The organism is Luteibacter sp. NPDC104163 (assembly GCF_055584245.1).
In genome coordinates this window covers 186,471-204,786 of sequence record NZ_JBVJMK010000001.1, presented here as the reverse complement: position 1 = coordinate 204,786, position 18,316 = coordinate 186,471, and the positions used below count along the sequence as shown (strand labels likewise).

Below are 18,316 nucleotides of genomic sequence, written 5' to 3'. Positions count from 1 at the left end.
CCGTACCCTTTGTGGGAGCGCGCTTGCGCGCGATGGCTCTCAACCAGGCGTTCATCAGTTCTCGTCCGGCCGCTCGCGCACGGGGTGCTTGCTCAGCTTGCGCTGCAGCGTGCGGCGGTGCATGCCAAGCCGGCGGGCGGTCTCCGAAATATTGCCCTCGCACTCGGTCAGCACGCGCTGGATATGCTCCCACTCGAGCCGGCGCAGCGGCAGCGGTGCGTCCGGCGCGTCTGCAAAATCATCGCCATCCGCGGGGCCCGCATCACCATCGAGCAGCGCACGCACCACGGCGTCGGCATCGACGGGCTTGGCCAGGTAATCGTGCGCGCCGCGCTTGATCGCTTCCACGGCCGTAGCGATCGAGGCGTAGCCCGTGAGCAGAAGCACGCGGATATCGGGCACCAGCGATTGCAGCTCAGGGATCAGGCGCAGGCCATTCTCATCGCCGAGCTTCAGGTCCAGGACGCAATAGCGCGGCTGGTGGCGGCGGGTGAGAGCGCGCGCGTCGTCGGCATTGTCGGTGGTGATCACTTCGAAGCCGCGCGAGCCCAGGGCGCGGCCAAGGACGCGGGCGAAGGTCGGGTCGTCATCGACGATCAGCAGCGGGCGGCCGCCGGGCGGGATCAGTTCGTTCATGCGTGGTCTCCAATGACCGAAAGGGGCAGGCGCAGGCGCATCTGCGCGCCATGCCCGGTATTGCTCGCGGCCAGCTCGCCATCGAGGCGCTCCGCCGTGGCTTCGGCGAGGGCGAGGCCAATGCCAAGCCCGGTCGCCTTCTGGGACAAGCCTAACGTCCCCAGTTCATCCGCTTCGTCAAAACCGGGGCCTTCGTCGGTCACGGTGAGCACCAGCCACGGCCCTTCGACGCGGATATCGAAGCCGACGAACGCACTGCCGTTGAGCGACGAGGCCTCGACGGCGTTATTCAGCAGGTTGATCAACGCGTGGCGCAGCCCGGGTGGCGAGCGCAGCGCCAGGCGTTCGGCGCCGGGCTCCACGCTCAGCGCCACATCGGCTTCGGGGCGCAGGAGCTGGAAGCGTTCCATGCAGACATGCACGAACTGCCCCACGGTAAGGCGCTCGGGCACCTGCGAAAGCTGCGCCTGGCCGAAGGCCACCATCTCGCGCAGGATCGTGCGGCAGCGCTGCACCTGGCCTTCCAGCAGGTCGAGGTCATCGCCCAGCGCGTTATCGCCGGCGTGCTCGCGGCGGATCTCCGGCAGCAGGGTGCGCATGGTCGAAAGCGGGGTGTTCAGTTCGTGCGCGGCGCCCGCCGCCTGCGTCGCGATGGCAAGGATGCCCTCATCGCGCAGGGCGCGTTCGCGCACGCGCTGCACCTCGCCCTGCTGCGTGCGGATGGCCTTGGCCAGGTTGCTGATGAAGACGCCCAGCAGGATGGCCATGATGACGAAGTTGACGCCCAGGCCAGCCACATAGAGGTCGAAGTCGAGGCTTTTGTTGCCCAGCGTGGGCAGCGGCAGGTGGTACGGCACCAGCAACACGTAGGCCACGCCGGTGAGGATCGAGACCAGCGCGACGCCGACGATGGAAAGTGCGGCTGCGGAAAGCGCGATGGGTACCAGCAGCAGGCTGACGAACGGATTCGCCGCGCCGCCGGTGAAGTACAGCAGGTAGCCGAGCACCAGCGTGTCGAAAGCGATGTGCACGATCGCTTCGCCCTCGCTGATCTTCCACGGCATGCCCAGCCGGAACGATGCCGCGGCGGCGAACACCGCCAGCACGCAGACGCCGATCATCAGCGGGAGGAGGGGGACGTCGAGCTTGAGCAGCGTGACGCAGGAAAGGATCGCGACGCTCTGGCCGGCGATGGCGCACAGGCGCAGCCAGGCCAGGGTACGTGCAAGGACGAACGGACCGGAGCGGGAGGAGGGGCTGTGCAGGTGATCGCTCATGGTCTCTTTGAACGAAGGGCCGCCCCGGTCAGGGCGGCCCTTGTCGGGTTACAGGTCTTCGTTATGCACCGGCGGTACCGGCGGGACATCGGCCAGCGCGTGGTCGAGCGAGAGCTTGCGCATCAGCGGCAGCATCAGGACGGCCAGCACGGTGCAGCCGACGCCGACGAAGCCGAGCTTGTTGAACAGGCTGGTGTAGATCGGCAGCGACTGCAGCGGATCGTTGATGTCGCTGGGGATGGCGGCGTAGTTCGCGACCACGCTACCCAGGTACTGGGAGACGCCGACCGCGACGTAGTAAGCGCCCATCATGAAGCCGCCCATGCGCGCCGGCACGTAGCGGGCGATCATGGCCAGGCCCAGGCCGCTCACCAGGATCTCGCCGAGCGAGTACAGGCCATAACCCCACACCATGTACCAGGAGGAGATCAGGCCATTCACGGCGGTGTGCGCGCCCAGGCCGTACATGAAGAAGCCGGCGGCCACGGCGACGAAACCCAGCGCGAACTTGGCGGCGACCGGGAAATCCTTGCCGTGCTTGCCCAGCGTGTTGTACAGCCAGACAAGAATCGGCGAGAGGATCACGATCCAGATCGCATTGAGCGACTGGAACTGCTCGGGGATCCAGCGGAAGATTTCAAAGCCGAAGATGCCGAACGAGAGGTCCACGTTGCGCTGTGCGAACAGGTTCAGCGAGGTCGACATCTGCTGGTAGAAGATGAAGAAGAAGATCGTCTGGATGGTGAGCACCAGCGCGGCGATCAGGCCGGCCCGTTCGCTCCGCTCAACCGAGCGGATGAGGTGGGCGAAGATGCACAGGATCAACACGCCCGCCGCATAAACGCACATCTTGGCGATGGTCTGGTTCTGCAGGATGGCGGCCGACACACCAATGATGGCGAGGCCGCCGACAACCACGCCGAGGACGTTCTTGATCGGCGGACGGGTTTCGTCCGGCACCGAACCGATATGCGCCAGGGTGTGGCGCATGAAGAAGTAGTTGACCAGGCCGAGGATGAGGCCGATCGAGCACACGCCGAAAGCGGTGTGCCAGCCCAGCGCATCGCCGTAGTGCTCACCTACGTAGTCGCGGATCCACGGGGTGAGCAGCATCGAGATCGTCGAGCCGACGTTCACCGCCATGTAGTAAATGGTGAACGCGCTATCGATCTTTACCGCATCACCTTCGTAGATCTTGCGCACGAGGTTGCCGGCGTTCGGCTTGAACAGGCCGTTGCCGAGGACGATCACGCCCAGCGCGACGTACAGGAAGATGGCGTTGTCGGTGGGGACCCAAAGCAACGCGTAACCGACCATCAGCACGACAGCGCCGGTGAGCATGGTGCGGCGCGTACCGAGGAATTTGTCGCCGATCCAGCCGCCGATGGCGGGGGTGGCGTAGATCAGGGCAGCGGCGGCGCCCCAGACCAGGTTGGAGTCGGCTTCGGCGAAGCCGAGCTTCTTGACCATGTAGGTGACCATGAGCACCTGCATGCCGTAGAAGCCGAAGCGCTCCCACATTTCGATAAGGAAGACCGTGCTGAACGACTTGGTCTGTGAAACGGGTGGATTCTGAATTGCCATGTATTTTCCGGACACATTGGAAACAGCGAACGGCCAAAAATGGCCGTTCCCGTTGCCATGACCCTGAACGGGGCCACAACCGTTCAAGCGTAATACAAATGGTCCGCCGGGTTGTGTTGCAGCGCCAGAGGGGCGCGGCGATTCGCCACAAGGGGAGGGGGTAAGCCTGCCCAAAGGCCGCCTGTGGCATCATATCGGGCCACACCACACCCTTCGGCGCCTATCCATGCCGCAGTGCACCTACAACCCGGCCTCGCGGGCTTCCCGCCAGGCGCCCCAGCGGCAGGCCTGAACTCCATGGCATCTACGGTTCCCCGCGGTCCGCGGCAGATCTACACGGCTTTTGGCTGGTCCATGAAGGGCCTGAAAGCCTGTTTCCAGTACGAAGCCTCGTTCCGCCTGGAGGTCTTCAACGCCATCGTGGTCATCCCGCTGGGTCTCTGGCTGGGTGCGGGCGCGGTCGAGAAGATCATCCTGATCACCTTCCCGATGCTGGTGCTGGCCATGGAGCTGCTCAATTCGGCCATCGAGGCGGTGGTCGACAAGGTGAGCCCCGAGTTCCACGAGCTCGCCGGCCGCGCCAAGGACATGGGCTCCGCCGCCGTGTTCCTCATGATGGTCATGGTCGTCGTCAGCTGGGCCCTGATCCTCGTTCCCCGGTATTTCTGAAGCCCTCTGCGGGGGATGGGCGCGTGCCCGCCCTTCGGGGCTGGCCTGGGCCCGATGGAACAATCCGCCGGGCGCCGACTTGGGTTACCGTGTGCCCCGCACACCCAAGGAACCCGCTGCCATGAAGACATTCCTCCGCGCCTTTGCCCTCGTCGCCCTTGTCGGGTTCCTGTCCGGCTGCGGCTACAACTCGATCCAGCGCGAGGACGAGGCCGTCAAGGCCGCCTGGTCCGAGGTGCTGAACCAGTACCAGCGCCGCGCCGACCTGGTGCCGAACCTGGTCAATACCGTGAAGGGTTATGCGCAGCACGAAGAGCGCGTGCTGACGGAAGTCACCGCCGCCCGCGCCAAGGTCGGCCAGGTCCAGCTCTCGCCGGAACAGGCGAACGATCCGGAAGCCCTGGCCAAGTTCCAGGCCGCCCAGGGCCAGCTCTCCGGCGCGCTGTCGCGCCTGCTGGTGGTCAGCGAGAACTACCCGCAGCTCAAGGCGGATGGCTCGTTCCGTGACCTCCAGGCCCAGCTCGAGGGCACCGAGAACCGCATTACCGTCGCCCGCAAGCGCTACGTCGATGCCGTGCAGTCGTACAACACGCTGATCCGTTCGTTCCCGAACAACCTCACGGCCAAGGTCATGGGTTACCAGGTGAAGCCGAACTTCAGCGTCGAGAACGAGAAGGCCATCTCCACGGCGCCCACCGTCGACTTCAACAGCGCCCCGGCGCCGGCACCGGCGGCTTCGGCCGCGCACTGATGCGCCGGTTCGCGGCACGGCTGCTGCTCGTCCTTGCGTTGCTGGTGCCGCCCCTGGCGGCACTGGCCGACGATGCGGCCGTCCCGAAGCTCACCCGCCACGTCACCGACCTGACCGGCACCCTCACCGCCGACCAGGTCAACCAGCTGGACGCCCGGCTGGTCGCCCTGGAAAAGGCCAAGGGTGCTCAGGTCGTCGTGCTGATGGTGCCCACCACCCAGCCCGACGACCTCGAGAGCTACTCGATCAACGTGGCCGAGGCCAACAAGGTGGGCCGCAAGGGCACGGATGACGGCGTGCTCCTGCTGCTGGCGAAGAACGATCGCCGTGTGCGCATCGAGGTGGGCTACGGCCTGGAGGGTGCGCTCCCCGACGCCATCGCTTCGCGGATCATCCGCGAGTACATGGCGCCGAAGCTGCGCGCCAACGATTACTACGGTGGCATCACCGAGGCGCTCAACGCGATCACCCAGATCGTCAACGGCGAGACCTTGCCGCCACCGGTCAACCCGGATGAAAGCCACGAGCGTCGCGGCAACGGGGGAGGGCACTTCCTCATCCCGCTGCTGTTCGGCGTGCTGTTCCTGCGTGGCGTACTCGGCCGGGCACCCCTGGGCGTGCGCATGCCCATCGGCGGCATCATCGCCGGTGGCCTTGGCTGGCTGCTCCTGAACTCCCTGGTCTTCGGCGCGCTCGGCCTGATCGGCGGCGCGCTGCTCATGGCCATCCCTGCGGGTGCCGGCCGTTCCATCGGCGGCGGTGGCTGGGGCGGCTGGGGTGGCTTTGGCGGTGGTGGCGGCTTCGGCGGCGGCGGTTTCGGCGGCGGTGGTGGCGGCTTCAGTGGCGGCGGCGGCAGTTTTGGCGGCGGCGGTTCGTCGGGGAGCTGGTGATGGGCATGCAGCGGATCGCAACCAACCTGTTCGGCGCCTGGTTCCAGATCGGCAGGCAGTTCCCGAAGGAAGCGCTGGATGACATCGCAAAGCGCGTGGGCTTCGGCGAGTGCACGCACCGCGGCGAACTGCGCGTCGCTGTGGAATCACGCCTGCCACTGGCCGCCGTCCTGGAAGGTGTGACTGCCCGCGATCGGGCAGCCTCACTCTTTTCACACCTGCGCGTGTGGGACACCGAAGAGAACTGCGGCGTGCTGCTCTACGTCCTGCTCGCCGAACACCGCATCGAGATCGTCGCCGACCGCGGGATCGCCGCGAAGGTGGCTCCGGATGAATGGCACGCCATCACGGCGCACATGCGCGATGAATTCGCGAAAGGGCACTTCCGCGAGGCTGTGCTGACCGGCGTCGACGAAGTGGGCGCGCTGCTCGGCCGCCACTTTCCGTCCGACGGCACGCCGCGTACTAACGAGTTGCCGGACCAACCTTTGTTGCTCTGACGCACGGCCATCGCGCGCAAGCGCGCTCCCACCCGAGACCTGCGTAACCGCTTGTGGGAGCGCGCTTGCGCGCGATTCCCGGCTGCGAAACACGCACAAAAAAAGGGCTGCCCGAAGGCAGCCCTTTTTCTCACACAAGTGCAGCGGTACGGCTTCTTACAGGCTGAAGTCGTACTGCACCAGCAGGCGCAGCGAGCGCGGCGTCTGGTAGTAGGTCGGCACGCGGTAGGTCGAGCCGTAGTACGTCGCATCCGCGCCGTTCTCGCCCACTTCATCAACGGCGGTCTTGGTGTCGTTGTTGAAGAGGTTGAGCACGTCGAGCTGCACGGTCAGGCCCTTGGCGTAAGCCGGGGTGTAGACCACGTTCGGGCTGATCGACCACTGCCACGGCAGGCGCTTGGCCGTGCCGCGCGACTTGATCTGGCCGTCGCAGTAGAAGAACTCCGAGTTGTAGCCCGGGATACCGCCGACAGTCTCGTCGCCGCCGCCGAAGCAGCTGGACGGACGGCCCGACTCGAGCAGGCCGTTCACGCCAACCTGCCATTCCGGGGTGATGCGGTAGCCGCCGTACACCTTGATGCTGTGGCGACGGTCGTTCGGCAGGTAGCCGGTCGCACCGGTCATCAGTTCGGGGTAATCGAACGCGCTGGTCGTGCCCGTATCCTTCTGGCCGTTATCCGACTTCACCAGGCCTTCCGTGTTGCCACGGTTCTTCGACCAGGTGTACGACGCATTGACGTACCAGTTGTCGGTGGCCTTCTCGGCCGACAGGGTGACGGCTTCGTACGTGCGCTTGGCCTTCTCGCCGAACGCCACGCCCGGCAGGGTCACGTTGCGCAGCTGGCCGCTGCCGTCGAGATCGACGTCAACCGACACCTTGCTGCCCGGGTTGTAGATGAAGCAACCCGGCATGGTCGCCGGCGGCGTGAACTGGTCGCCGTTCTTGTCCATGTCCAGGCCGATCGACTTGCCGTAAGCGTAGAACGGACGCCAGTCGCAGGTATCGTCGATGGCGTTGTTGAGCTTGCGGTAGGTCGCCTTGGCGCCGACCACCCAGTCGTTCAGGAAGTCGTTGTCGCTGGTGATGCGGTGCTGGATGCCCAGGATGAACTCATCCTGCGAGTACGGCTTCAGGTCCTTCGTGGCGACCGAACGCGGATCCGGGGTCGAACCGTTCTCGCCGTTGACGATGCTCTGGCCGCTCAGCGGAGCGCCCAGGGTCGGCGTACCGGTCACCGGATCGATGGCCGAGTAAGCGAAGTTCTGCATCGTGTAGTACGAGGCCGTGGCGGCGCGCAGGGCGACGTTCGCGGCGATCGGCAGCGAGTAGCGGCCGGCGGTACCGAAGACCTTGGTCGACGAATCGCCGAACACGTCCCACGAGAAGCCCAGGCGCGGCTGCCAGATGTTGCCCTGGCGAACGAAGTTCTGGGCAGCGCCGTTCTTGTTGTTGAACGAGTCGTTGCGGACGCCGATGTAGGCGAGCACCTTGTCGGTGACCTGCCAGTTATCCTGCAGGAACCACGACTTCTGGTCGATCGCGACCGAACCACCGGTGCGGTAGTTGTAGGCCGTCACGTAGTCCTGGCCGGTCTTGTCGGTGCGGTAGTACCACAGGGCGCCACCCGCGTATTCCTGGCCAGCGTCCGAGCTCCACTTCTCACGCGAGAAACCGCCCGACAGGTCGTGGTCGCCCACCTTCCAGTCGAGGTCGACACGGTAGGCCGTGCGCTGGTCTTCGCCGTTGAAGCGGTCGATGGTGCTGTCGAGGTAGCACGAGTTGACCGGTGCGGTGGCGCCGCTCAGGGTGCTGCTGCGACGGTCGATGACGTACGGGCAGCCCGAGTTGGCGCCGTTGATGTTGCCATCGTACTTCGTGGTGGTGCCGTCAGCCGAGACGTAGTCCGAGGAGTTCTTGGACTTCATCTTGCCCCACTGCGCCGACACGGTCAGGTCGTCAGTGATGTAGCTGGTGTACTTGAAGATGTTGACCGCGCCGCCGGTCTTGAGGTGCTTGCGACCCAGGTAATCGGTGGTCGACGGCTTGCCGTCGGCATCGATCTCCGAGTTGTAGTACTGGTTGGTCGTGTGCTGCGTGTTGTTCATCCCCGTCCATTCGAGGATGTTCGAATCGTTGATGTTCCAGTCCATCTTGATGAGATAGAACGGATCATCGTAGTCGTTGCGCGACGCCGGGGTCGTGGAAACGGTCGACGGGTAGGTCGTCGTCGATTCCTTGTGCGACTGGAAGATGCCGTAGAAGAACAGCTTGTCCTTGATCAGCGCGCCGCCCAGCCAGGCCGAGTAGACGTTATCGTTGTCGCTGTTCTTCTGGTAGGTGCGGTAGAGGTTACCGTCCTTCGTGTAGGTGGTCGGCTGCTGCTCGCGGCCCCATGCCGGGGTGTACACCCAGGATGCGCCACCCTTCCATTCGTTGGTGCCACGCTTGGTGATCACCGAGGTCACGCCGCCGGTCGAGAAACCGTACTGCGCGCCGTAGCCACCGGTCTGCACGTCGAGCTGCTGGATGGCCTGGAACGGCACTTCCGAGAACGACAGGTTGTTGTACAGGTTGGTGACGTTGAAACCGTTGACGTAGTAGCTGTTTTCAGCGACCGAGGCGCCGCCGAACGACGGCAGGTTGCCGAAGGCCGAATCGCCCTTGACGGTGCCGGGGGTCAGTGCGGCGACGTCGACGACGTTGCGCGGGACCGGGAGCTTGTCGAGCTTGTCGGCGGTGAAGCTGGTGCGCGACTCGACCGAGGCGACGTCGATCGCGGTGAGGGCGTTGGCCGAGACCGTGACGGTATCGAGGGCCTGCGCGCTGCTGCTGCCGCCGGTGGCGGAGGCGAAGTTCAGCTGCGCCGACTGGCCGGCGACGACGTTGATGTCACGGGTCGAAACGGTCGCGCCGTTTTCGATGACGTTGACGCGGTAGCTGCCGATCGGCAGCGACGAGGCGCGGTAGTGACCATCCTGGTCAGCGGTGACGGAGCGCGATGCGCCCGAGCCGAGGTTCTGGATCTGGATGGTCTGCGAAGCCGAGGCGGTGCCGTAGATGTCGCCAACGGTGCTCTGGGCGTACGCGGTGCCAGCCAGAAGGCAGGCGCCCAGCGCGGAAACGAGCGCAGTGCGCTTCAGCACGCGCGAACGCGTGAGCAGGGTGGTGCTTGTCATGAGGTCAAAAACTCCCTGGCCCTGCGTATTTCAGCAAGGCACTGAACAGCTTGTAGTAGCGCCGCGGGGACGGCACTCGATTGTGGGTGTGTGAGGTAAACGGCGTGGGGACACCGACGTCGCGCCAACCCCTGGGCGAATGGCGACGTAACACGAACATAACGCCGTCGTCATATGACTGCAAGCATTTACGGGGTTTATCACGTGATAATGCTGCGTACGCAAGCAGTTACGCCCGCGCCGGGAATGCGAGTGGTTCTCAGAACCGCTGCTGGTACCCGATATAGAAGTAACGATCGATATCGAACGCCGGGTTATACGGCGGACTGCCGCCACCCGCGCTCGAGACGTTGTAGTACAACGGCCCCTTGCGCCCGAACACGTTGTTGATACCCACGCGAACGCTGCCGTTCCACGGCGCCATCCAGCGGAACTGGAAGTCGTTGAATGCGACGCCACCCTTGCGGCTCACGCCGCTGACGCCGCTGATCACGTTCAACGTGTCGGGCTGGTTGCATTCGACCGTCGACGACCAGCAGGAATCCTTCAACCCGGAGTAGTAGCGGGTGGTCCATGTGGCGCCGAAGCGGCGCCAGGTCCAGTCGAGCGAAAGGTTGGAGCGCACGCGGTACAGGCCCTGCACGCCATTCATGTAGCCAGCCAGCTGGCGCGGCTCGGCGCTCGCGCTGCTGCGCTGGGTGTAGTCCTTCAGATAGGTGCTATCGGAGAGCAGGGTGAACTCGCCGTAGCGCGTCTGCGGGAAACGATAATGCAGGCCGAGATCGTAGCCTTCCGTACGGAGCGAGCCCAGGTTGACGAGGGTTTCGTCGAGCGCGGTGATCGTGCCGTTGGGCGCGCGGGTGAACCGGCCGCAGTACGTCGGGTCGTTGCGTACGTAGCAGAAATTGAGGATGTCACCCGCGAGGATCGGCGTGATCACGTCGTGGATGTCGACCTTGTAGTAATCCAGCGTCATGTCGAGCCCGTCGAGGTAAACGGGGCTGTAGACGAGGCCGGCGGTGCGCGTGATCGAGGATTCCGGCTTCAGGCGCGGGTTGGCGCCGGCGCGGAATGCCGTGGGGTTCTGCCCACCGGTATTCGACGTGACCTGGGCGCCTGACTGGTCGACCTGGCGGTAATTGGCCGGCACACCTGCGGCGGCGCACCGCGAGCGCACCGCGGCATCGGTCGCGGAGGCGCCAAACGCGCTGTCGCACGGGTCGAGGAAGCTTTCAAAGCTCTCGGTCGAGCCTGCGTACAGGTCGGACACTGTCGGCGCGCGGAAACCCTGCGCATACGTGCCACGAAGCAACAGGTCATCGAACGGCTTCCAGCGGAAGCTGTACTTGTTGTTCGTGCGGCCACCGAACGCGGTGTAGTGCGAATAGCGCGACGATGCGTTGATCGCCAGCTCCTGCGCCATGGGCAGGTCGGCGAGTAGCGGAACGTCGAACTCGAGGTAGGCCTCGTTCACGATGTAACCGCCGTTCGTCGGATCGCTGGCGAGCTGCGTCGTCAGGCCGGCGGAATCCGCCGGATCAGGCACGTAACGTCCATCTTCCTGGCGATGCTCGAGGCCGCCGGCGACCCGCAGGGTGCCCGCGGGCAGGTCGACGAGGCCGCCCGTCAGGTTGGCGATGAAATCATTGGTGCGCGTGGTTTCGTGCGCCGTGGTGGTGGATGCCACGTAGCGCCACACCGCATCCGGCGTGGCGCCAGGTCCAGCCAGGATGTTCCACGGCACGCAGCCCGCCGCGCGATCGGCGGCATCGGCGCAGGCGACCTGGCCATCGATCGTCGTGGTCGCGCCCAGCGCCTTGCGCGCATTCACCAGGTTGATATTGCCGCTGGTGGTCCGGCTCGCCCGGTCTTCGGAGTAGGCGTACGTAACGTCCCAGTTCCAGTTGTGCTCGCCCAGGCTGAAGGTGCCCTCGACGCCGGCGTCGGCATGGAACACCTTCGACTTCGCCCAGATCATGCGCGGCAGTTCCACCGTGCGGCGGAAGAACGAGGTGTCGTAACCGGGGAACGGGTTGTAGGCGTTGGCCGGGTCGATGAACAGGCCTTCCGCGCGACCCGTGGGACTTTGAAGGGGGTAGCCGGAGGCCTGCGTGCGCGTATCGCGCACGCCGTAGTTCGCCATGCCGCGCAGGGTGATGTCGTCGGTCAGGTTGTAGCGGCCCGTGGCAAACAGGTTGCGCAGCTTGCTGCCCGAGCGGAACGTCATGTCGCGCTGGGTGTTGTACTTGTCCGCGGTGCTGTTCACGTCGTACGCGTGGTAATTCGCCAGGTCGCCGCTAGCGGTGGCGCCATGGTTGATCACGTACTGGTTGGGCACCCAGCTGCCATCGGCCGCGTAAGCGCCGGCGCCGGCGGTACCTGCCGCGCGCGGATCGGTGATGCCACCGTAGGGCCCCATGTTGTAGCCATCGAGCGGGTGGCGCGGCCCATAGGCCGTGCTGGTCAGGGTGCGCTTGCTGTCATCGATCGTGTCGCCATCTTCATAGCTGGCGCCGAGGATCAGCGACGAGCGCTCGGTGCTGCGGCCCCAGGTGAAGTTGCCGTTTTTCTGCGCGCCGTCGCCCTTGCCGTTCACGCCGTACTGGACATCGGCCAGGGCGCCTTCGAAGCGGTCGGTGGTGATGATGTTGACCACGCCACCGATGGCGTCGGAGCCATAGATGGACGAGGCACCGTCCTTCAGCACCTCGATGCGCTCGATGATGGAAACCGGGATGGTCGAGAGGTCGGTCAGGCCACCCAGGCTGGTGGTCCAGCGGCGGCCGTTGACCAGCACCAGGGTGCGCACGGCGCCCAGGTTGCGCAGGTTGGCGTAACGGCCACCGGCATCGTTGCTGGAGGAGAGCGTGTCCTGCGGGGTGACCTCGGGCGTCGCGGCCGAAGGCATGCGCGCCACGATGTCGCCCAGGCTCGTCAGGCCGGTGGCCCGGATGGCCGCACGGTCCATGGTGAAGACGGGTTGGGCTGTCTCGACGTCGATCCCGCGAATGCGCGAGCCGGTGACGGTGACATTGACCGGGGCGAGCATTTCCGCCGGCGAACCCGCTTCCTGGCCCGCAGGTGCCTCCTGCGCGGGCAGGGTAGCGGGCGCGAGGCAGCCGAGCAGCGCCACGGCAAGCACCGCCCGCCGCGCCGCGACGTGGCGCTTCTGCCAGCAACTGACGACCATACCCCGACAACCTCCCGATCCTCGCCAGGCACCACCCGGGCCCAGCGATCACGCGAACATAACGCTTGCGGGCGCAAGGGGCAACCGCCAGGGGTCACGGCGGTTGCCCCCGGGCCGGTCAGGGGGCCGCCGCTTTCGCCGCTGCGCCATCGCCGATGTTACGGTCCAGGAAGGCGGCGAGCTTGTTGTAGAGCTCCTCCACATTCTCCGGTTTGACGAAGCCGTGCTTCTCGCCCGGCTTGGTCAGCGTCTCGTACGGCTTGTGCGCGGCATCCAGGGCCGCCTTCATGGTCTTGAACTGGGCGAACGGCGCGCGCTCGTCGTCCTCGCCGTGGACCAGCATGATCGGCAGGTTCAGCTGGTCGGCCATGCGGGCGGGGGAGTTGGCCTTGAGCATGGCCGGGTCGGTGCCCAACGTCAGCCGCAGCTCGCTGGTGGCTTCCTTCGACTCGGAGATATCCCCCTTGTCGTACATCATGGGCAGGTCGTACAGACCGGCATAGCCCACCGCGCACTTGAACATGCCGGGCGCCCTGATCGGCGCCATCAGCGCCGAATAGCCGCCGAAGCTGGCGCCGAACACGCACACGCGCGAGGCATCGGCGTAGTGCTCGCCGGTCGCCCATTTCACGCTATCGATCAGGTCATCCTGGAGCAGCGTGCCCCACTTCTCGTAACCGGCCTGGACAAAGCCCTGGCCGCGGCCCGCCGAGCCGCGGAAGTTCACCTGCAGCACCAGGTAGCCCCGGTTCGCCAGGAACTGCGCATCCGCGTCGAAGCCCCACGTGTCCTTCTCGTCGAACGGGCCGCCGTGCGGCAGCAGCACCATGGGCAGGTTGGTCTCGGGCTTGCCCTTGGGGAAGGTCAGGATCGCTTCAATCTCCTGGCCATCGCGCGCCTTGAAACGCATGGGGCGCCGTTCCGACAGCTTTGTCGGGTCGAGCCACGGTGCGACCGTGAACAGCGAGCTGACCTTGTACGTCTTCGTGTTGATCAGCATGACGCGGCCCGGATCGCGGTCACTCCAGATGCTGAACATCAGCTCCGTCCCGTCTTCGCTGTACGAGACGAAGTTGACGGCGTAGCCGGGGAATTTCTGCGAGATCGCCATGTGCAGCTTGGCGGTGGGATCCTGCGCGTCCACGTAGCTCACCGTGGGCAGGCCGATCTCCGAGCGGGTGGCGAACGGGCGGAACGGCGCCGCGGTCCACAGGCCGTTCGACGTGACTTCGCTGAACGGATCCGTGCGGATCACGCGCGGGTTGCCGCCATCCGGGTCCTGTTCGACCAGCGCGCCACCGACGCCATCCGGGCTGTACTGGGCGTAGATCCGCGTGCCGCCGGCGACTTGCGCGAGGGGGGTGATCCGGGAGTGTTCACGGCCGACGGGCATCTTGGCCCAGTTGCCATTGGCATCGCGCCGGAACAGGACCCAGTGGTGCTCCAGGTCCACGCCATACGTGAACAGCGGCACGCCCTGCGGGTCGAGGGTGAAGCCCATCTGGCCGATGCCGATGTCGGTCATCTGCCGGCGAGCGCTGGTTTTCGCATCCACGTCGTACAGGGTGCTGCGATTGCTATCGGTCCACGAAGTGGTGCGCATGTAGAAGTGGCCGTTGGCCTGCTGCGGGCGCCCCTCGATCTCGCCGAAGCCGCGGTCGAGCGCACGCGTGCCGGCGCGCTTGCCGACACTTTCGTAGCCGTAGAGGTAATCCGGGTTCTTGCCATCGATATCGATCGCCATGATCTCGCCGGTGCGCGACGTGTTGCCGATCGAGCCATCGACCTTGCCGCGGGCGACCACGAGCCGGGTGTTGCTGGTCCAGAGGACCTCCGCCGGCAGTTCGTAAGGGGGCATCCGGATGAGCGAGATGGGCTTGCTCATGTCGTTGATGTCGAAGATGGCGACGCCGTGGGTCTTGCCATCGGGATCGTGGTACGAAACCGACACGTGCAGGCCATCGGGCGACAGGTGCGGGTCGGTGATCGGCGGGTGCCGGGCAAAGTCGGCGGCCGGGATCAGGTCGGCTGCCATGGCGCCGTGGGCGCATGCGGCAAGGCACAGCGCGGCCAGCAGCGGCCGGGCAAGGCGGTGGGTCATCTCGGTGTCTCCCCTGGTGAAGCATCCATACCCGCCGTCCCCCCGGACGGCGTTCCGGCTCGCTCTATAGCCCAACGGCCCCGTCTTCACAAGGCGGCATGCCGCATGCCGGGGCGGTACACTTGGGGATCGCCCCTCTAGCGTGCCCTTCCATGGCCGATCCGTTCGTCGTCAAATTCGATCCCGTCGCCGTCGCCCTCGGCCCGGTGCAGGTGCACTGGTACGGCCTGATGTACCTGGGTGGATTCCTCGGCGGCTGGGCGCTTGGCGAGTACCGCCGCCGCCAGGGTCGCCTGCCGGTGAACTCCGACCGCTTCAGCGACCTCATGTTCTACGCCATGATGGGCGTGGTCGTGGGCGGCCGCGTGGGCTACATGCTGTTCTACACGGCGATCAACTGGATCTGGACCGACCCGCTGGCCATCTTCCGCGTATGGGATGGCGGCATGTCCTTCCACGGCGGCCTGCTTGGCGTGCTGGTGGCCGGCATGTGGTGGTCGCGGCGCAACGGCGTCAAGTTCTTCGACACCATGGATTTCGTGGCACCGCTGGTGCCGCTGGGGCTGGGCCTCGGCCGCCTCGGCAATTTCATCAACGGTGAACTGTGGGGCAAGCCCACCGACCTGCCGATCGGCATGATCTTCCCGCACGCGCCGGATGCGCTGCCGCGCCACCCGAACCCGCTGTATGAGTTCGCGCTCGAGGGCGTGGTGATGTTCGTGGTGCTGTGGGTCTTCTCCATGAAGCCGCGCCCGCGTTACGCCGTCTCCGGCCTGTTTGCGCTGATGTACGGCCTGTTCCGCTTCACCATCGAGTTCGTGCGCGTGCCGGATGCGCAGCTTGGCTACCTCGCCTTCGGCTGGGTGACCATGGGTCAGATCCTGTCGCTGCCGCTCATCGCGCTGGGCATCCTGTGGCTGCTGATGTCGCGCCGCGCGCCCTACGCGCCGGTCGCAGCGCCTACCGCTACCGCCGCCTGATATCGTCGAACCCATGCAGCCCTATCTCGAACTGCTCCGCCACGTCCTCGACCACGGCGCCGACAAGGCCGACCGCACCGGTACCGGCACGCGCAGCGTGTTCGGCTGGCAGATGCGCTACGACCTCGCGAAGGGTTTTCCGCTCGTCACCACGAAGAAGCTGCACCTGCGCTCGATCATCCATGAGCTGATCTGGTTCCTGCAGGGCGATACCAACATCGCCTACCTGAAGGAGAACGGGGTCAGCATCTGGGATGAATGGGCCAACGCGGATGGCGATCTCGGCCCGGTCTATGGCCGCCAGTGGCGCGCGTGGCCCACGGCCGACGGCAAGGTGGTCGACCAGATCGCCTGGGTGGTGGAAGAGATCAAGCGCAACCCGGATTCGCGCCGGCTCATCGTTTCCGCGTGGAACGTCGGCGAGCTGCCGAAGATGGCGCTGATGCCGTGCCACACGATGTTCCAGTTCTACGTCGCGAACGGCAAGCTCAGCTGCCAGCTGTACCAGCGCTCGGGCGATATCTTCCTCGGCATCCCGTTCAACATCGCCAGCTATGCACTGCTCACCCACATGATCGCCCAGGTCACCGGGCTGGAAGTGGGCGACTTCGTGCACACGCTGGGCGATGCGCACCTTTACTCGAACCATATCGAGCAGGCGCAGAAGCAGCTGGCGCGTGAACCGCGTGCGTTGCCGAAGCTGGTGCTGAACCCCGAAGTGAAGAACGTCTTCGACTTCCGCTTCGAGGATGTGTCGATCGTTGATTACGATCCGCATCCGGCGATCAAGGCGCCCGTTGCCGTCTGAGCGTCAGGCGATCGAGCCGCCCCCATCGACGGTGATGGTCGAGCCCGTGGTGAAACCGGTGCCCGCCGCATAGAGCACCGCGTTGGCGATGTCTTGCGGTTCACCCACGCGCTTGCTTGGGAGCTTGCCGGCAGCCGTCGCAAAGAACGCAGCTCGCGTGGCGTCATCCATGCCACCCCACAGCGGCGTGCGGACGACGCCCGGGGATACCGCGTTGACCCGCACCGGCGACATCTCGAGCGCCAGCCCGCGTACGAGGCTCTCAAGGGCGGCATTGATCGCACCTTGCAGGACTGAGTTGGCGCTGGGGCGCACGGAAAGGAAGCCGGTGACGAGTGTCAGCGACCCTCCGTCGCGGATCCGGGCGGCACGGGCCACGCGGTAGGCGCCCCAGAACTTGCTCTCCATTGCCGAGTAGGCGTCCTCGAGGCCCAGTTTGCGGACCGGGCCGCCGGGCGTCTGGGCGGCGGAGACCACCACGTGATCCCATTCCTGGCCCGATAGCAGCGACTCGACAGCCTCGTTGTCGGCCGTATCGAGCGCAACGGTACGCACATCGTGCCCGATATGGTTGGCCGCCTCCTGGAGCCTGGTCGCCGAGCGTGACGCGATGGTCACCCTGGCACCGGCATGGGCGAAGGCCTGGGCGGTCGCGAGGCCAATGCCTGAGCTGCCGCCGACGACAAGAACGTTCTGGTCAGTGAAGGTGTTCATGGAGGGTCTCTGCAAGGAAGGACGATGTGCAGGCACTATGCTGCCGAGGTCCCAGCCGGAGAACCCTCCGGGCCCAGAATCACTTTTTCCGGACGAGCGACAATGCTTGATAACCTCCTCGAGCTGACCATCTTTGCGCGGATCGTGGCCACGGGGAGCCTGTCGGGCGCCGCCAGGGACCTGGATCTTTCGCTGGCGGTCGTCAGCAAACGGCTGGCTGCGCTGGAAGAGCGGCTGGGGGTGCGCCTCTTGCAGCGCACGACCCGCCGGCAATCGCTGACGCAGGAGGGCGAAGCGTTCCATGCCCGGTGCGTGCGCATCCTGGCCGAGGTTGAAGAGGCCGAGGCGGCAGTCTCCCGCACGCGCGATGCCGTCACCGGCGTGCTGCGCGTCGCCGCGCCGCGCGGCTTCGGCCGGCGGCGCATTGCACCGCTGGCCGTGGCCTTCCGCGCATTGCATCCCGAGGTATGCGTGCAGCTCACCCTGAGCGAGGCGCTGGTGGACATCGTGGAAGACGGCATCGACGTCGCCATTCGCTTCGGCGCGCTGGCCGACTCCTCGCACATCGCCAGGCGCCTTGCGCCGAACTACCGGATCCTTTGCGCGGCGCCGGCCTACCTGGCACGACGCGGCATGCCGCAGGAGCCGGCAGACCTGGCGGCTCACGACTGCATCATCTTCGGCGAGCACCCGACGCGTGAATGGCAGTTCCAGCATGCCGATGGCGAAACGACCGTTCGCGTGAATCCGGCCTATGTCACCAACGACGGTGAGGCGGCGCATGCGCTGGCGCTTGCCGGCGGCGGCATCGTCCAGAAGTCCATCTGGGACGTGGGCGACGACCTCGGCACGGGGCGCCTGGTGCGCTTGCTGCCCAGCCATGCGATCCCGGCAGCTCCGCTACATGCCGTATACGCCAACGCACAACATCTCGCGCCGAAGGTGCGTGCGTTCGTCGCGTTCTGCGCCGAGGCGCTGGAGCAGGACTGGCGCTGGGGTGAGTGAGGCGTCGATGCATATGCGCGCCCGCTGAGGTAGT

Annotated in this window: 14 protein-coding genes; 7 read left to right on the top strand and 7 right to left on the bottom strand. The window is 65.8% G+C overall.

The window, feature by feature from the left end; translation table 11 throughout:
- Nucleotides 1-54 precede the first annotated feature (54 nt).
- Genes ACZ6YI_RS00865 through ACZ6YI_RS00855 form a run of 3 tightly spaced genes read right to left on the bottom strand, consistent with a single transcriptional unit; the run spans nt 55 to nt 3,497 of the window.
- On the bottom strand, nt 55-636 hold the full coding sequence (locus ACZ6YI_RS00865) for a response regulator transcription factor (RefSeq protein WP_440329328.1): 582 nt from the start codon (nt 634-636) through the stop codon (nt 55-57).
- Nucleotides 633-1,913, bottom strand: coding sequence for an ATP-binding protein (locus tag ACZ6YI_RS00860; RefSeq protein WP_465777032.1), 1,281 nt, complete (start codon nt 1,911-1,913; stop codon nt 633-635). The genes ACZ6YI_RS00865 and ACZ6YI_RS00860 overlap by 4 nt, the downstream gene beginning before the upstream one ends.
- Before the next feature lie 48 nt (nt 1,914-1,961).
- Nucleotides 1,962-3,497 (bottom strand): peptide MFS transporter, encoded by a 1,536-nt coding sequence (locus ACZ6YI_RS00855; RefSeq protein ID WP_440329334.1) that lies wholly within the window; start codon nt 3,495-3,497, stop codon nt 1,962-1,964.
- A gap of 297 nt (nt 3,498-3,794) precedes the next feature.
- Here ACZ6YI_RS00855 and ACZ6YI_RS00850 point away from each other — a divergent pair, with 297 nt between their 5' ends.
- From ACZ6YI_RS00850 to ACZ6YI_RS00835, 4 genes are all read left to right on the top strand, one after another.
- The gene (locus ACZ6YI_RS00850; protein ID WP_465777031.1) at nt 3,795-4,166 is read left to right on the top strand and encodes a diacylglycerol kinase; all 372 of its coding nucleotides are present in this window, start codon (nt 3,795-3,797) and stop codon (nt 4,164-4,166) included.
- Between the two features lie 121 nt (nt 4,167-4,287).
- Nucleotides 4,288-4,917, top strand: a complete 630-nt coding sequence (locus tag ACZ6YI_RS00845; RefSeq protein ID WP_440326979.1) for a LemA family protein — start codon at nt 4,288-4,290, stop codon at nt 4,915-4,917.
- Nucleotides 4,917-5,807, top strand: a complete 891-nt coding sequence (locus ACZ6YI_RS00840; RefSeq protein WP_465777030.1) for a TPM domain-containing protein — start codon at nt 4,917-4,919, stop codon at nt 5,805-5,807. Before ACZ6YI_RS00845 ends, ACZ6YI_RS00840 begins: the two co-directional genes overlap by 1 nt.
- Nucleotides 5,808-5,812: 5 nt before the next feature.
- Entirely contained in the window at nt 5,813-6,307 is a 495-nt protein-coding gene (locus ACZ6YI_RS00835) for a TPM domain-containing protein (RefSeq protein WP_440326983.1), read from the top strand.
- Nucleotides 6,308-6,463: 156 nt separating this feature from the next.
- Here ACZ6YI_RS00835 and ACZ6YI_RS00830 read toward each other — a convergent pair whose 3' ends face one another.
- The 3 genes from ACZ6YI_RS00830 to ACZ6YI_RS00820 form a co-directional block, all read right to left on the bottom strand.
- A complete protein-coding gene (locus ACZ6YI_RS00830) occupies nt 6,464-9,484 on the bottom strand; it encodes a TonB-dependent receptor (RefSeq protein WP_465777029.1) in 3,021 nt (1,006 codons plus the stop codon).
- A gap of 259 nt (nt 9,485-9,743) precedes the next feature.
- Nucleotides 9,744-12,674, bottom strand: coding sequence for a TonB-dependent receptor domain-containing protein (locus tag ACZ6YI_RS00825; protein WP_465777028.1), 2,931 nt, complete (start codon nt 12,672-12,674; stop codon nt 9,744-9,746).
- A 118-nt stretch (nt 12,675-12,792) separates the two neighbouring features.
- Nucleotides 12,793-14,775 carry an alpha/beta hydrolase family protein gene (locus ACZ6YI_RS00820; RefSeq protein ID WP_465777027.1) on the bottom strand — a complete coding sequence of 661 codons (1,983 nt, stop codon included), beginning with the start codon at nt 14,773-14,775 and terminating at the stop codon, nt 12,793-12,795.
- Between the two features lie 152 nt (nt 14,776-14,927).
- Between ACZ6YI_RS00820 and lgt the strand changes: the two genes are divergently transcribed.
- Nucleotides 14,928-15,755 (top strand): prolipoprotein diacylglyceryl transferase, encoded by an 828-nt coding sequence (gene lgt, locus ACZ6YI_RS00815; protein ID WP_465777026.1) that lies wholly within the window; start codon nt 14,928-14,930, stop codon nt 15,753-15,755.
- A 13-nt stretch (nt 15,756-15,768) separates the two neighbouring features.
- Nucleotides 15,769-16,563: a thymidylate synthase gene (locus ACZ6YI_RS00810; RefSeq protein ID WP_465777025.1), complete on the top strand. Its 795-nt coding sequence runs from the start codon at nt 15,769-15,771 to the stop codon at nt 16,561-16,563.
- Between the two features lie 3 nt (nt 16,564-16,566).
- Here ACZ6YI_RS00810 and ACZ6YI_RS00805 read toward each other — a convergent pair whose 3' ends face one another.
- Nucleotides 16,567-17,277, bottom strand: a complete 711-nt coding sequence (locus ACZ6YI_RS00805) for an SDR family oxidoreductase (protein ID WP_465777024.1) — start codon at nt 17,275-17,277, stop codon at nt 16,567-16,569.
- A 102-nt stretch (nt 17,278-17,379) separates the two neighbouring features.
- Here ACZ6YI_RS00805 and ACZ6YI_RS00800 point away from each other — a divergent pair, with 102 nt between their 5' ends.
- On the top strand, nt 17,380-18,282 hold the full coding sequence (locus tag ACZ6YI_RS00800; RefSeq protein WP_465777023.1) for a LysR family transcriptional regulator: 903 nt from the start codon (nt 17,380-17,382) through the stop codon (nt 18,280-18,282).
- The last annotated feature ends 34 nt before the right edge of the window (nt 18,283-18,316 follow it).